Source organism: Thalassospira lucentensis MCCC 1A00383 = DSM 14000 (assembly GCF_000421265.1).
Lineage (GTDB): Bacteria > Pseudomonadota > Alphaproteobacteria > Rhodospirillales > Thalassospiraceae > Thalassospira > Thalassospira lucentensis.
This window is the reverse complement of record NZ_ATWN01000004.1, coordinates 368,908-382,376: the sequence shown is the minus strand read 5'-3', so window position 1 is coordinate 382,376 and position 13,469 is coordinate 368,908. Positions and strand designations below refer to the sequence as shown.

The 13,469-nt window shown below is 54.7% G+C and carries 11 protein-coding genes; 2 read left to right on the top strand and 9 right to left on the bottom strand.

Going from position 1 to position 13,469, the window contains the following annotated elements:
• Positions 1–54: 54 nt before the first annotated feature.
• Genes K355_RS0110915 through K355_RS0110905 form a run of 3 tightly spaced genes read right to left on the bottom strand, consistent with a single transcriptional unit; the run spans position 55 to position 4,041 of the window.
• Positions 55–1,332 carry a Zn-dependent hydrolase gene (locus K355_RS0110915; protein ID WP_022732180.1) on the bottom strand — a complete coding sequence of 426 codons (1,278 nt, stop codon included), beginning with the start codon at positions 1,330–1,332 and terminating at the stop codon, positions 55–57.
• Positions 1,333–1,379: 47 nt separating this feature from the next.
• A complete protein-coding gene (gene preA, locus K355_RS0110910) occupies positions 1,380–2,657 on the bottom strand; it encodes an NAD-dependent dihydropyrimidine dehydrogenase subunit PreA (RefSeq protein WP_022732179.1) in 1,278 nt (425 codons plus the stop codon).
• Between the two features lie 22 nt (positions 2,658–2,679).
• On the bottom strand, positions 2,680–4,041 hold the full coding sequence (locus tag K355_RS0110905) for an NAD(P)-dependent oxidoreductase (RefSeq protein ID WP_022732178.1): 1,362 nt from the start codon (positions 4,039–4,041) through the stop codon (positions 2,680–2,682).
• Positions 4,042–4,571: 530 nt separating this feature from the next.
• On the opposite strand from K355_RS0110905, the gene K355_RS0110900 reads away from it, so the two are divergent.
• Positions 4,572–4,988: an acyl-CoA thioesterase gene (locus tag K355_RS0110900; RefSeq protein ID WP_022732177.1), complete on the top strand. Its 417-nt coding sequence runs from the start codon at positions 4,572–4,574 to the stop codon at positions 4,986–4,988.
• Here K355_RS0110900 and K355_RS23840 read toward each other — a convergent pair.
• The 6 genes from K355_RS23840 to K355_RS0110870 form a co-directional block, all read right to left on the bottom strand.
• A complete protein-coding gene (locus K355_RS23840; protein ID WP_022732176.1) occupies positions 4,979–6,043 on the bottom strand; it encodes an osmoprotectant NAGGN system M42 family peptidase in 1,065 nt (354 codons plus the stop codon). The genes K355_RS0110900 and K355_RS23840 overlap by 10 nt on opposite strands.
• 43 nt (positions 6,044–6,086) lie before the next feature.
• Positions 6,087–6,956: a FadR/GntR family transcriptional regulator gene (locus K355_RS23835; RefSeq protein WP_022732175.1), complete on the bottom strand. Its 870-nt coding sequence runs from the start codon at positions 6,954–6,956 to the stop codon at positions 6,087–6,089.
• Positions 6,957–7,011: 55 nt separating this feature from the next.
• The gene (locus tag K355_RS0110885) at positions 7,012–8,013 is read right to left on the bottom strand and encodes an ABC transporter ATP-binding protein (protein WP_022732174.1); all 1,002 of its coding nucleotides are present in this window, start codon (positions 8,011–8,013) and stop codon (positions 7,012–7,014) included.
• Entirely contained in the window at positions 8,006–9,955 is a 1,950-nt protein-coding gene (locus tag K355_RS0110880; protein WP_022732173.1) for a dipeptide/oligopeptide/nickel ABC transporter permease/ATP-binding protein, read from the bottom strand. Before K355_RS0110880 ends, K355_RS0110885 begins: the two co-directional genes overlap by 8 nt.
• Positions 9,952–10,899, bottom strand: a complete 948-nt coding sequence (locus tag K355_RS0110875; protein ID WP_028791526.1) for an ABC transporter permease — start codon at positions 10,897–10,899, stop codon at positions 9,952–9,954. Before K355_RS0110875 ends, K355_RS0110880 begins: the two co-directional genes overlap by 4 nt.
• An 86-nt stretch (positions 10,900–10,985) precedes the next feature.
• Positions 10,986–12,554, bottom strand: a complete 1,569-nt coding sequence (locus tag K355_RS0110870) for an ABC transporter substrate-binding protein (protein WP_022732171.1) — start codon at positions 12,552–12,554, stop codon at positions 10,986–10,988.
• A 240-nt stretch (positions 12,555–12,794) separates the two neighbouring features.
• Here K355_RS0110870 and K355_RS23830 point away from each other — a divergent pair, with 240 nt between their 5' ends.
• Complete coding sequence (locus K355_RS23830; RefSeq protein WP_022732170.1) at positions 12,795–13,460, top strand: DUF1028 domain-containing protein; 666 nt, start codon at positions 12,795–12,797, stop codon at positions 13,458–13,460.
• Positions 13,461–13,469 lie beyond the last annotated feature (9 nt).

Sequence of the window (13,469 nt, the reverse complement as noted above, 5' to 3'; positions counted from 1 at the left end):
CCGCCCGCAAGGACAGCTGCATGGTCAGCCGTCCCGTTATTGTCCGTCCGAAACTCAGTCGGATTTTGCCATCACCGTTTCATCAGCCTTGGCCAAAACCGCCGTCAAAAGAACCTGCCCACCGGCATCGGACCAGTGTTTGTGAACTTCTTCGATTTCGTTATGGGAAATGCCATCGACACACGGGATAAAGATCATCGCGGTTGGACACACCTGGGCCAAATAGCACGCATCATGCCCGGCACCTGAAACGATTTCCCGCGCCGAGAAACCACCAAGTTCGGCCCCCTTACGCACGGCATCAACGCAGGACGCATCAAACGGGATCGGCGCGTAATAGAAAATATTGTCCAATTCGCTTTCAAGTCCGATGTCTTTGGCGATTTTTTCCACACCTTCGCGCAGGGCCTTGTCCATGTCTGACAGTACCGCATCATCGGGGTGACGGAAATCGACCGTAAAGGAAACCTCGCCGGGAATGACGTTGCGTGAATTGGGATGGATTTGCATCATCCCCACCGTCGCACAGGCCAAAGGCGACCGGTCCAGACCGATCTTATTGACCAGATCAACCACCCGTGCCGCCCCCAGCAACGCATCTTTGCGCGTTTTCATCGGGGTCGGTCCGGCGTGGGCCTCGACACCGGTAAATTTGATTTCGTACCAACGCTGGCCTTGGGCATCAGTGACAATCCCAATGTCCTTGCCTTCGTCTTCAAGGATCGGGCCCTGTTCGATATGGGCTTCGAAATAGGCCCCCATCGGATGGGCATCAATGGTCGGCTCATCTGGCCCCAAATAGCCGATACGTTTAAGTTCCTCGCCCATGGTTTTGCCATCGACATCGGCCCGGCCATGCCCGTATTCAAGATCAAATACCTTGGCAAAGACGCCTGACGACACCATCGCCGGGGCAAAGCGCGATCCTTCTTCGTTGGTCCATGACACAACTTCAATCGGGGCCTCGGTTTCGTATTTGGCTTCATTCAGGGTTCGGATCACTTCAAGCCCCGACAGCACACCATAAACCCCATCATATTTGCCACCGGTCGGTTGGCTATCAAGGTGGCTTCCGATCACAACTGGCGGCAGATCGGGATTTTTGCCTTCGCGACGGGCAAAGATATTGCCCATCTGATCAACACGGATAGAACAGCCTTCGGCTTCGCACCATTTGATGAATAAATCGCGGCTTTCCCGGTCCAGATCGGTCAGCGCCAGACGACACACGCCATCCTTTGCTGTTTTGCCGATTTTGGCCATTTCCATCAGGCTGTCCCAAAGGCGATCACCATCAATCGACAGGTTACGTACACTGGGTTGAACGGTCATTATCTAGTCCTTCTTCCTTAGTCACGTGGCGCTGGTGGCCTGATGGATTATTCCGCCGCGGCCCGCATCGGATTAAGCGGATGTTCGGGCCATGTCATTGGCGGCTTGTCGGTTTTGACCGGTTCCATGGTGATACAATCAGGGACCGGGCAAATGTGGTAACACAGGTTACAGCCAACGCATTCCTCGTCGACCACCTCAAACACGCGCCCGCCTTCGGGCTTGTCGGTCATGGTAATCGCCTGATGGGATGTGTCTTCGCACGCGATATGGCACCGGCCACATTCGATACAATTGTCGGTGTTGATCACCGCCTTGGTATCGTAGTTCATGTTAAGCTCGTTCCAGTCGGCAACCTGCGGGACGGCGGCCCGGGTGAACTGTTCGACACTGGTATAGCCCTTGTCGTCCATCCACTGGCTCATGCCATCAATCAGGTCATCCACAACGCGGAAGCCATAAATCATCGCAGCAGTACAGACCTGAACCGCGTTGGACCCAAGCGCCATGAATTCGACCGCATCTTTCCATGTGGTGATGCCACCAATGCCGGAAATCTCAAGATTCTTGGTTTCCGGTGTGCGGGCAATTTCGGCAATCATATTCAGCGCAATCGGCTTAACCGCCGACCCGCAATAACCGCCATGCGTCCCTTTGCCATCAACAACCGGCTCGGGGATCATATTGTCGATATCGACCGAAATGATCGAGTTAACAGTGTTAATCAATGACACCGCATCCGCCCCGCCCTTATAGGCGGCCTCGGCCGACCATAGGATGTTGGTGATGTTTGGCGTCAGTTTGGTAAAGACCGGAATATCAACGGCATCCTTAACCCAGCGGGTGACCTGTTCGACCATTTCGGGCACCTGCCCGATGGCCGATCCCATGCCGCGTTCGCACATGCCGTGCGGGCAGCCAAGGTTAAGTTCAATCCCGTGCACACCGCTTTCGGCGATCTGCTGGGCAAGGTCCTTCCACACACGTTCCTCAATCGGGGCCATCATTGATCCGATGATGACGTGATCGGGGTATTCTTTGCGGCATTCACGGATTTCCTGAAGGTTCACCACGAGCGGGCGGTCAGAAATCAGTTCGATGTTGTTAATGCCCAAAAGACGGCGGTTTTGATCATGATGCGCGCCATAGCGCGACGATACGTTGATCACCGGCGGATCAATGCCAAGGGTTTTCCAGACAACCCCGCCCCAGCCTGCTTCAAAGGCACGGACAACGTTGTATTTCTTATCCGTCGGCGGTGCGGACGCCAGCCAGAACGGGTTTAGTGAATCGATCCCGGCAATTTTGCAACTTAGATCAGCCATGTTCTCTCTCCCTGTGCTGGCGTTATGCGCTGGCGGTTTTCAAAAATGCATCGATGGCAATCGCGGCCTGTTTGCCGTCCTCGACCGATTGCACGGTCAGGTCTTCGCCACTTTTGATGCAATCCCCACCGGCAAAGACGCCGGGCGCGGTCGTTTGATAGGTGTCATCGACAATGATTTTACCACCGGTGATTTCCATCCCGGCAAGGTCATCGGGTTTGATTTTTTGTCCGATGGCTTTCAAAATCTGATCAGCGGGGATATCGAATGTTTCACCCGTACCCACCAGCTTGCCACTGGCATCAAGTTCGGTTTTTTCAAACGACATGCCCATCAGCTTGCCATTGGCCTTGATCGCGACGGGCTTTGCCCAGTAGCGCACGACAACACCGTTGGTTTTCGCCAGATCCTGCTCAAACTCGGTCGCCGACATGTTTTCAGGCCCGCGACGATACACAAGGGTGACTTCGCCAGCGCCAAGACGCTTGGCCTGAACCGCGGCATCAATGGCAGTATTGCCCCCGCCAATGACGATCACATTATTGCCGACCGGCATATCGGATTTCGGTTCGGTCTGACGCAATTGCTCGATGAATTTGATCGCGTCATCCACGCCGGGGAATTCTTCGCCCTTAAGCCCAAGATTATTGGTCGATCCAAGGCCGACACCGACAAACACGGCGTCATAGGAATCTTTAAGTGCCTGAAGGTTGATGTCCGTGCCAAGCGCCTTGCCATATTCAATGCGAATGCCACCAATGCCGAGCAAGAATTCAACTTCGCGCTGGGCGAAATCATCTGTCATCTTATAGGCAGCCAAACCATATTCATTAAGGCCGCCCGGCTTTGCCTTGGCTTCAAACACCGTCACATCGTGGCCCAGCATGGCGGCCCGGTGCGCGCACGATAGTCCGGCGGGACCGGCACCGATAATGGCAATCTGTTTGCCAGTTTCAGGCGCACGTTTGAACGGATGGGGCAAATCACGCGCCATTAAATGATCAACGGCAAAACGTTGCAGGCTTCCGATTTCAACAGCGGTATCTTCGGCGACATTGCGCACGCAGGCTTCTTCACACAGAACCTCGGTCGGGCATGCACGGGCACAGGTGCCGCCCATGATGTTGGCCGACAAAATGGTTTTGGCCGCTCCGTCGGGATTGGCCGTGCTGATTTTGCGGATGAAGCTCGGAATATCGATTGATGTCGGGCATGCGGTGACACATGGCGCGTCATAGCAATACAGGCAGCGATTGCTTTCTGCCATAGCCTGTAAGGTGGAATACGCCGGATGCAGATCGGAAAAACCGTCATCGGTGTGGCTGTCTGCAACACTGTGGTTCGCACCGGATTTCTGGGCTTGCTTGGCCTGCAAGATGGTCATGTGTTTTGTCTCCCTGCCTAAAAGGCGTCCTCTCCTGACGTCATCGAGAGACAAAACAAGAATGCAAATACGGATCGACCAACAGCCAAAATGATGACCCCAAAATCGGGATCAGGATGGATTTATGGCGTTACGCGGACGGGCGGGCCCGACCAACTGTTGATCTTCACGTACGGACATTCTTGGCGTATCCGTCCGGCATTCGCCGGACTGTTTCCCAGTATTTGATCTGCCGCGTCTTTATGTTTTCGGGTTTATCCCCGGTTGAGTACGCGTGCAGATGCCTCTCTCTGACAGATACAGCATGTCCAATCCTGATCATTTGGTCAAGATTAAAAATGCGAATTCTTGTTTGGCCCAGAAAACACCTGAAATCTCCCCGAAAACCGGCGATCTACACCGTTCGGCCCCCACCATAGTCAGCCCGCCTAAGTTGGGTCAGTCTGCTGATTTAGCGATATTTTTACTGGCTATCACGCGATCAATTACAGTAACGTCATATTGGTTATGCCCACTTCGGAACGCCTATAATGACACACCATGATGATGCAACGCACACCCCGCCCGACCGGCAACCGTCGGTCCGTGCCGTTGCCATGCCTGCCGACACCAACCCGTCAGGGGATATCTTTGGCGGTTGGCTGATGTCGCAAATGGACCTCGCAGCGGGAACAGCTGCGGCACGGCGTGCAGGTGGGCGCACTGCAACCGTGTTTGTCGACAGCATGTCATTCCTGCGCCCCGTCCATGTCGGGGATGAAGTGTCAATTTTTACCGACATCACCCATGTGGGCCGCACGTCGCTTCGCATCAATGTCGAAGCCTGGCGTCAAACGCGCTTTGAAGAAACGTCCCAGAAAGTCACCGAAGGGGTGTTTACCTTTGTCGCCCTTGACGAAGACGGCCAGCCCCGACCGCTTGACCCCAAGGCCGACGATCAGGCCTGATCAATCGGCGGACTTTGCAAATAGGCCACCAGCAATTCCCCCACCGCGACAAAACTGTCGATATGGGCGCGTTCATGCCCGTGCGATGCATCCAGCCCAAAACAAATAAGGGACGCCCGTGTATCGTACCCGGCTTCAAGCGCGGATGCGACGTCACTGCGATAAAATTTAAACACATCGCGGGAATGCTCGATGCCGTTTGTTTCACACAGATCCAGCAAATGACGGTTTAGCTTGCGGTCAAACGGCCCTGACATGTCCTTCATCGCAATCGTCACACCAAACTCGCTGGTGTTCTGGCCCGGCGCAAAGGTGCCGTTATCAACCGCGACCAGTTCGGCAATATCGTCATGCAGGATATGGGGCGCACCAAGGCCGACTTCCTCGGCAATGGTAAACAGGACATGGCATTCAACCGGCAAGGACGCCTGCCCCTTGACCACGGCGCGCACAGCCGCAAGCACGGCGGCCACCCCGGCCTTGTCATCAAGATGACGTGACACGACAAAGCCGCTGTCGGTAAACTCGGCATTGGTATCAATTGCCACCATATCACCGACATGAACGCCAAGGGCACGCGCATCATCACCATTGGCAATGCGGGCATCCAGACGCAGTTCAAGCTGTTCCCATGTCACCGGCTGGCTTTCAATTTCGGTGTTATAGGTATGCCCCGATGCCTTGATGGTCAGGATCGTGCCCCGGAACGTCTTGCCGCCATCGGCATAGACCGTCACCCGCGCACCTTCGGCAAAGCGCGACGACCAATGACCGATCATGGTGACTTCCAACCGGCCGTTGTCCTTGATCTGTTTGACCATGGCGCCAAGGGTATCAAGATGCACCGCCACCGCCCGATCCGGGCTTTTACGTGTGCCGGGCAAATCGGCCCGAATGGCACCACGTCGGGTCAGCTCAAACGCAATCCCCATGTCGCGCAATTCATCGCAAACGAATGCCACCGCCCCGTCGGTCATGCCCGTCGGACTATCAATCGTCAGAAGCTTCGCCAGAACAGCACTCAGATATTGGCGGTCGATATGGGGAGCTGTCATGATAATCGTCCTGAATGGCGTGTTGAGAGAGCGTAGAGAAGACTTAGTGTTTGGTGGCGATACCCGAAAGGGCGCGTAATTCGGCACTGGGCGGTAAATCGCGCGGCAGATCAATATTGCCTACGCGCAAAAACCGGTTTTCAACCACTGCTTCCTGTTCTTCCATCAAACGCTGGGCCGCGCACATGTGCTGATAGGTTACCGCACGGGCGGTTTCACCATCCCCGTTGCGCAGGGCTTCGATCAGACGGAATTGATAATTCCGGCCCGTTTCGCGCAATTCGGTATTGGGCTGATCATAGATTTTTTTGCACACGGTCAAATTCATCAAAAGATCAATCATGAACCGACAGAAAAACGACAACAGCGGATTGGGGCAGAGTTCCACCAGAACCAGATGAAACTCAAGTTCCTTGTGGCGCTGACGGCGGGCTTCTTCGATTGATTGCGGATGGCTTGCATACCATGTCATCACTTCTTCAAGACGCTGAAAATCATCCTCGGACAAGTGCCCGATGCAGGCTGCGGCCATTTCCGGTTCCAGCAATATCCGCAATTCATAGATATCGCGGATCGAAAGGTTCTTGAAAAAGAAGTAATTCGACAAAAGCTCAACCGCACGGCCTTCTGACACGCTGTCGATAAACGCCCCGCCCCCCGGACCGGTACGGGTGGTGATGATCCCCTGCGTTTCCATGGATTTCAGCGCTTCGCGCACCGTGCCTTTTGACGCACCAAGAAGGGCGATCAAATCGGCTTCCTGTGGCAATCGTGAACCGGGGCGCAGGCCCTTTTGCGCGATGTAATCTTTCAGCGCATCGGCAATGATATCGGGCCGTTTACGGTCGCGTTTTCGCGGTCGCGTCGTAAGCTCCATATCTTTTAACGGACCCTTGATCGGGTTTTTGGTCATCCTGTTTTCCCTGTCGCGCCCTGAAGGTAATTTATCGGGCACATATTAGTTTATTTTAGGCAGATGTCACCGGATTGAGCGGATGGAAACATGCCGCATCATGATTTTCGAGGCCATATTGCGCATCGGGCACCTTGGCAACGCAGTCATCCTGCGCACGAGGACAGCGCGGCGCAAAGGCACATCCCGGGGGTGGCGATAATGGGTCGGGCAGTTCGGCACTGGCATCCTCAACCGTCAACCCGCGTTTGCCCGGCACCGGCGCGCTATCAAGCAGCAAACGGGTATAGGGGTGCTGGGGTTTGTCAAACAGCGCACGGCCTTTTGCCTGTTCGACGACGCGCCCGAAATACATCACGGCCACCCGGTCACTGACCGCTTCGACCACGGATAAATCATGGCTGATGAAAACATATGTCAGGCCAAATTTCTTTTTAAGATCGGCCAAAAGGTTCAGCACCTGTGCTTGAACCGAAACATCGAGTGCCGACACCGGTTCATCCAGAACAATGATTTCCGGTTCTGCGGCCAACGCCCGCGCAATGCCAACCCGCTGCGCCTGCCCGCCAGAAAACTCATGCGGGTAACGATCCAGAAATTCCGGGCGCAGATTAACCGCATCCATCAGCTCAGCCATGCGCTGATTTAACGCATCCCCTGACAGTCCGCGCAAATAACGTAACGGCGCAGCAAGGGTCTCACGGATCAATTTGCGCGGATTAAGCGAACTGATCGGATCCTGAAACACATATTGAATGCGCCGTGACAACGCATGACGATCACGCGCAATCAGATCGTTCATATCCGATCCGGTCAGGGTGATATTGCCCTCTGTCGGGCGATCCAGCCCAACCAACATCCGGGCCAATGTCGATTTTCCGCACCCTGATTCCCCGACAATGCCAAGGGTTTCCCCCTTACGCACCGCGACATCAATGCCACGCACGGCATAGACGGTTGGCTTTTGCCCGCCAAACAGGGTCCTGCCACCGCCAAATGTCCGCACCAGATCGCGGGTTTGCAAAACGACATCAGAAACATGAGACGCATCAGACATCTGCACCCTCCATCGGTTTGATACAGCGCACACCATGGCCTTCGCCAAGATCATCAAAGGCAATTGAGCCAACCCGACATGCGTCCTCGACCCGGTCACAACGATCGGCAAAGGCACATCCGGCGGGCAGATTATTGACCGCTGGCGGCAATCCCGGAATGGCAGACGTCCGACGGTCGGGTTCGCCCAGCCGTGGCACACAATCGATCAACCGCTTGGTATAGGGATGGGCCGGATGATGAAGCACTTGCTCGGTCGTACCCATTTCAACAATCCGTCCGGCATACATCACCGCCACCCGGTCACAGATTTCCGATACCACGCCAAAGTCATGGGTAATGAACAAAACCGACGTGCCGTGATCATTGCGCAGATTGTTCATCAATTTCAAAATCTGCGCCTGTACCGTCACATCAAGGGCCGTGGTCGGTTCATCGGCAATGATCAGGCGCGGTTCATTGGCCAGCGCCATGGCAATGCCAACCCGTTGACGCATCCCGCCCGACAGTTGATGGGGATAGTTATCAGCCCGACTTTGCGGATTGGGAATGCGCACCATGCCAAGTAACTCAACCGCCTTGGCCCACGCATCCTTATAGCTAACAGCATTATGCGCCCGAATGGCTTCGACCAGTTGATCGCCGATGGAAAACAACGGATGCAGGGTCGATAACGGGTCCTGAAAAACATAGGCCGCTTTACCGCCGCGAATGTCGCGCACGTCATCTTCCGACATGCCATAGACATCCTTGCCATCAAACATCACCCGTCCGCCAACAATCGTGCCCGGCGGTGATGCAACCAACCCCAAAAGCGACAATGCGGTAACCGATTTGCCTGAACCAGACTCCCCGACCAAACCAACGCATTCGTTTTTGCCGACATGGAAACTGACCCCGCCGACCGCCTTATAGCTGTCATCGCCCAGAACAAATTCGGTGCGCAACTCATCGACCGCCAGAATCGTGTCATCGGGATAAGTTGTGCCTGCCCCCTCGTCCGTCCGGTCAATGCGGGTCAGTGGTGCAGGACGTGCCAATGCACCCGATTTCAAACGCGGGTCGAGCACATCGCGAATGCCATCACCCAGCAAATTGATGCTCATCACCAGAACAAAGATCATCGCACCGGGAATGGCCGACAGATGCATCGCGGTCGTGATCAGTTTCCGCCCTTCGCCCAGCATCGACCCAAGGTCGGCCTGTGGTGGCTGTGCGCCCAGACCAAGGAAGCTTAACCCCGCCGTTTCAAGGATCATCCAGCCGACCGTGGTCGAGATCGTAATCACAATCACCGGCATCACATTGGGCAGGATTTCCGTCAGAATGATGCGGACATGTCCTTTGCCCGAAAGTTTGGCCGCATCGACAAATTCGCGGTGCGCAATCCCGACGGTCACACCGCGGATATTACGGGCAAAGAACGGAATATTGACCACCGCAATCGCATAAAGCGCATTCATCAACCCCGGACCAAGGGCAGCCACAATCGCCAAAGCCAGCAGGATGTAAGGGAACGCCATCAGCATATCAATGCCGCGCATCATGATGTTATCGGTACGCCCGCCAAAATAGCCCGAGACAATCCCGATGGCCGAACCAAACAGCGCAGCAACAAGGGACGCCGAAATCCCCACTGCTAGGCTGACCCGCGTGCCCCAAATTAACCGGGACAGCAAATCACGCCCCAGGTGGTCGGTGCCCAGAAAATGCCCGTCGGCAAGGGGGCGCAACAAACGCTGTGCCGGGTCCGTGGCATCCGGATCGGGCAGCGGCAGGATCGGTGTTATAATAACAATTAAAACCACCAACACCAAAATCACCGCCCCCATCAGGGCAAGCTGGTTACGCGCCAAAAGCTTGAACGCCGAGGGGCGCGCGGATCGCTTTTTTGCATTGGTATGAGGATTTGAATTTGGGCCTGTCACGGCGTTGCTGGTCATGCCTTCACCCTTGGATCAAGCAGATGCTGGATGACATCGGCAAACAGGTTAAACAGAACGTAACTGCCCGCGACCAGAACCACCCCGCCCTGTACCAGCAGGATATCGCGCGTTGAAATCGCATTGACCAGCATGCGGCCAATGCCGGGCCACTGGAACACGGTTTCAATATACACCGCCCCGCCCAGAACGAAGCCCGCCTGCACCCCGATCACTGGAATGACATTGACCAATGCGGCCTTAAACGCATGGCGATAAATCACCCGGTTTTCGTCCAACCCCTTGGCTCGTGCGGTGCGGATGAAATCCTGCCGTAGCACTTCAAGCATGTTGGATCGTGTCAACCGGGCAATAATCCCGGTCGCCACCACGGCCAAGGTGACCGATGGCAAAATCAGATGCCGGATCAAATCAGGCAAATCACCGCCGCCATAAATCGCGTACATGCCACTAACTGGCAGCCACCGCAATTCAACGGCAAAAAACATCATCAACAACAGACCAAGCCAGAAACTTGGAATGGAAATCCCGATCAAAACTGCAAAGGTCAGTGTTTTGTCGGCCCAGCCATATTGACGCACGGCCGAGACAACCCCGGTCAACAGACCAAAGATCGTACATAGAACAAGGGCGGTTCCTGCTAAAATCAATGTCGCGCCGAACCGTTCAAGAATTTCATCAAGAACTGGACGGTTCAGGCTGTAAGATCGCCCAAAATCGCCCTGAACCATATTGGTCAGCCAGATCCAGTATTGTTCGACCATGGATTTGTCCAACCCAAGATCGGCGCGCAGTTTCGCGACATTTTCCGGTGTGGCATAGGATCCAAGGATCGCAAGTGCCGGATCACCGGGGATCAGCGACATAATCAGAAAAACAATCACTGTCAGACCCAGTAAAACCGGGATCATCAGGATCAATCGACGCAGGATATAGACGTGCATGGCGCGGCTCGTCTGTTGATGTGCGGGAAATGCGGAAAATAAAAACGCCGGGGCAAGAACAGCCCGCCCCGGCATCAAAGATCAGATCAGTTCTTCACCACATCATCAAGCAACAGGAAGAAGGATGGCTGCAATTTGAAACCATCAACCATGGTGCTTGAAACGGCGTTTTGCTTCCAGTTCGCGATAAAGGCCCACGGGGCATCGTCATAAACGATTTCCTGCATTTCGCGGTACAGCTTGGCCCGTTCAGCCTGATCGGTGGACGAACGCGCAGCTTCAAGAAGCTTGTCTACTTCCGGGTTGGAATAATACCCGGAATTAAACCCGCCCTTGTCGGGCCACGCATCTGTGCGCAGTGCCAGATATGGCAAGGTATCTGGATCATTGGTCATCCAGGCCATTTCCGCCATATCTGCCTTGCCTTCAAGACCCGGGTTCACCTTACCAAGGAAGGTGTTCCATTCGTATGTCTCAATTGCAACGGTCAGACCGATCTGCGCAAGGTCAGCCTGAATGGCCGCCCCCATCGGGATCGGATCAAGCATGCCCGAACCGCCTTCGGTGACATAGAACGTCACTTCCGCACCCTCGGCACCGGCTTCCTTGATCAGCTGTTTTGCCTTTTCCACATCATGGGGATAGGGTTGAAGCTGTTCATTATAGGCCCATGCAAATGCGGGCGGGGTTGGCCCCGTCGCAATTTCGGCAGTGCCCTGCAGGACGTTTTCAACCAATGCCTTTTTATCAATCGCATAGTTGATCGCCTGACGGACTTTCTTGTCTTTGAACGGGCCTTCTTTCATGTTCAGAATAAGGAACCAAAGATGCGGTCCGGCCTGTTCATAGACACTGAAATTGTCGTCACCCGACAGTTGCGTCAGGCTATCTGGCGGCACTTCGACCATAAGATCAATGCCCCCGGCCATCAGTTCAGCCACACGGGTATTGGCATCCGTGATCGGACGAAACACAACCGCTTCAAGCTTGGCAGCATCTTCCCAATAGTCATCATTGCGCACGACAACGACCTTGGCATTGCTTTCCCATTCGGCAAATTTGAACGGGCCTGTGCCCACCGGATGACGACCGTAATCCGCACCAAATTCCTTCACGGCTTCCGGTGAAACGATCAGGCCGGTCGGATAGGCAAGGTTGGACAGGAACGGTGCATAAGGCGCATTAAGCGTAAATTTGACCGTCAGATCGTCCATGACATCAATCGTTTCCACAGCGCTAAAGAAAAACGCCAATGGGAACGGGCCGGTGTCATGTTGGGGATGGTTTTCGTCAAGCATACGGTCGAAATTGTATTTCACCGCCTCGGCATTGAACGGGGTGCCGTCATGGAATGTCACCCCATCGCGCAGCTTGAACGTATACACCGTCCCGTCATCAGAGATCGTCCAGCTTTCGGCCAAGGCAGGCTCAACTTCAAGCGTGCCGTCCTTGTAGCGGACCAGACCATCATAGACATTCATCAGAATGCGAAAATCGTTCACGGCGGTCACAGCCGCCGGATCAAGTGATTTGGGCTCGGCAATCTGACCCACCACCAGAACACCCGGTGGGGTCTGGGCTTCGGCATGGCCGAACCCGAATGCACAAACCGCGAGGGCGGCTGCTGTCAGCGCCCCTTTAAACAGGCTTTTCATTCAAGCCTCCCTTGTTGAAACCTTCCTGTTACCCCGGCTCAAACCGAACCGACCGACAACGCACCGCTTTTGTGGTGTTCTTTTTTTAACGACGTTTCCCGTTTTCCGAACCCGTTGTCGATGCGCTCGGATGTGACGGTTGCAAAACCTATTTATAATGATAAATTCGAATTCGGCAATTATTTATCATAATAAATTTCCAGATCGCCATCGTGCTAAGCTGGGACACAGGCAGGAAACATGACTTACACAATCGTCGCCAGAGACCCGAAAACCAATGCACTGGGCATTGCCAGTGCGACGGGAAATCTGGCCGTGGGTGGCTTTGTCCCGCATCTCAAACCCGGTATCGGCGTGATTGCGACGCAGGGGTTTTCAACCAACTACTGGTACGGGATTAACGGTCTAACCTTGCTTGAATCCGGTAAACGGGCCGATTCGGTGCGTGATGAACTGACAAATGCCGATGATGGTCGTCAATGGCGGCAATTGCTGGTGCTTGATGGCAATGGTGAAACCGCCGCCTGGACCGGCGATAAAAACCGCCCTGAAACCACCCATTTTGTTGAACGCGACCTTGTACTGGGCGGTAATATGCTGGCCCATGCCAATGTGCCAAATGTGATGCGCGACCGTTTTCATGCCATGGCGCAAACATCGCAACGGTTTGATCTTTGCCTGCTGGAATCCCTTGTTGCCGGGTTTGATGCTGGCGGGGATGTGCGCGGCACAACATCGGCGATGATCAAGGTCGTCTATCCAAATGCCTTGCCGCTTGATCTGCGCGTCGATGATCATGCCGATCCAATCGCGGAATTACAGCGCCTTTACAACATGACCCGCGATCCTGAATATCGTAGCTTTTTTGACCGACTGCCGACCCCTGACACGCCCCACCAGTACTAAGGTTCCAAT

Excerpts from the sequence above, each read along its gene's own strand:
- K355_RS0110915 (WP_022732180.1), bottom strand. The coding sequence starts at position 1,332 with ATGACCGTTCAACCCAGTGTACGTAACCTGTCGATTGATGGTGATCGC.
- preA (WP_022732179.1), bottom strand. The coding sequence starts at position 2,657 with ATGGCTGATCTAAGTTGCAAAATTGCCGGGATCGATTCACTAAACCCG.
- K355_RS0110905 (WP_022732178.1), bottom strand. The coding sequence starts at position 4,041 with ATGACCATCTTGCAGGCCAAGCAAGCCCAGAAATCCGGTGCGAACCAC.
- K355_RS0110900 (WP_022732177.1), top strand. The coding sequence starts at position 4,572 with ATGACACACCATGATGATGCAACGCACACCCCGCCCGACCGGCAACCG.
- K355_RS23840 (WP_022732176.1), bottom strand. The coding sequence starts at position 6,043 with ATGACAGCTCCCCATATCGACCGCCAATATCTGAGTGCTGTTCTGGCG.
- K355_RS23835 (WP_022732175.1), bottom strand. The coding sequence starts at position 6,956 with ATGACCAAAAACCCGATCAAGGGTCCGTTAAAAGATATGGAGCTTACG.
- K355_RS0110885 (WP_022732174.1), bottom strand. The coding sequence starts at position 8,013 with ATGTCTGATGCGTCTCATGTTTCTGATGTCGTTTTGCAAACCCGCGAT.
- K355_RS0110880 (WP_022732173.1), bottom strand. The coding sequence starts at position 9,955 with ATGACCAGCAACGCCGTGACAGGCCCAAATTCAAATCCTCATACCAAT.
- K355_RS0110875 (WP_028791526.1), bottom strand. The coding sequence starts at position 10,899 with ATGCACGTCTATATCCTGCGTCGATTGATCCTGATGATCCCGGTTTTA.
- K355_RS0110870 (WP_022732171.1), bottom strand. The coding sequence starts at position 12,554 with ATGAAAAGCCTGTTTAAAGGGGCGCTGACAGCAGCCGCCCTCGCGGTT.
- K355_RS23830 (WP_022732170.1), top strand. The coding sequence starts at position 12,795 with ATGACTTACACAATCGTCGCCAGAGACCCGAAAACCAATGCACTGGGC.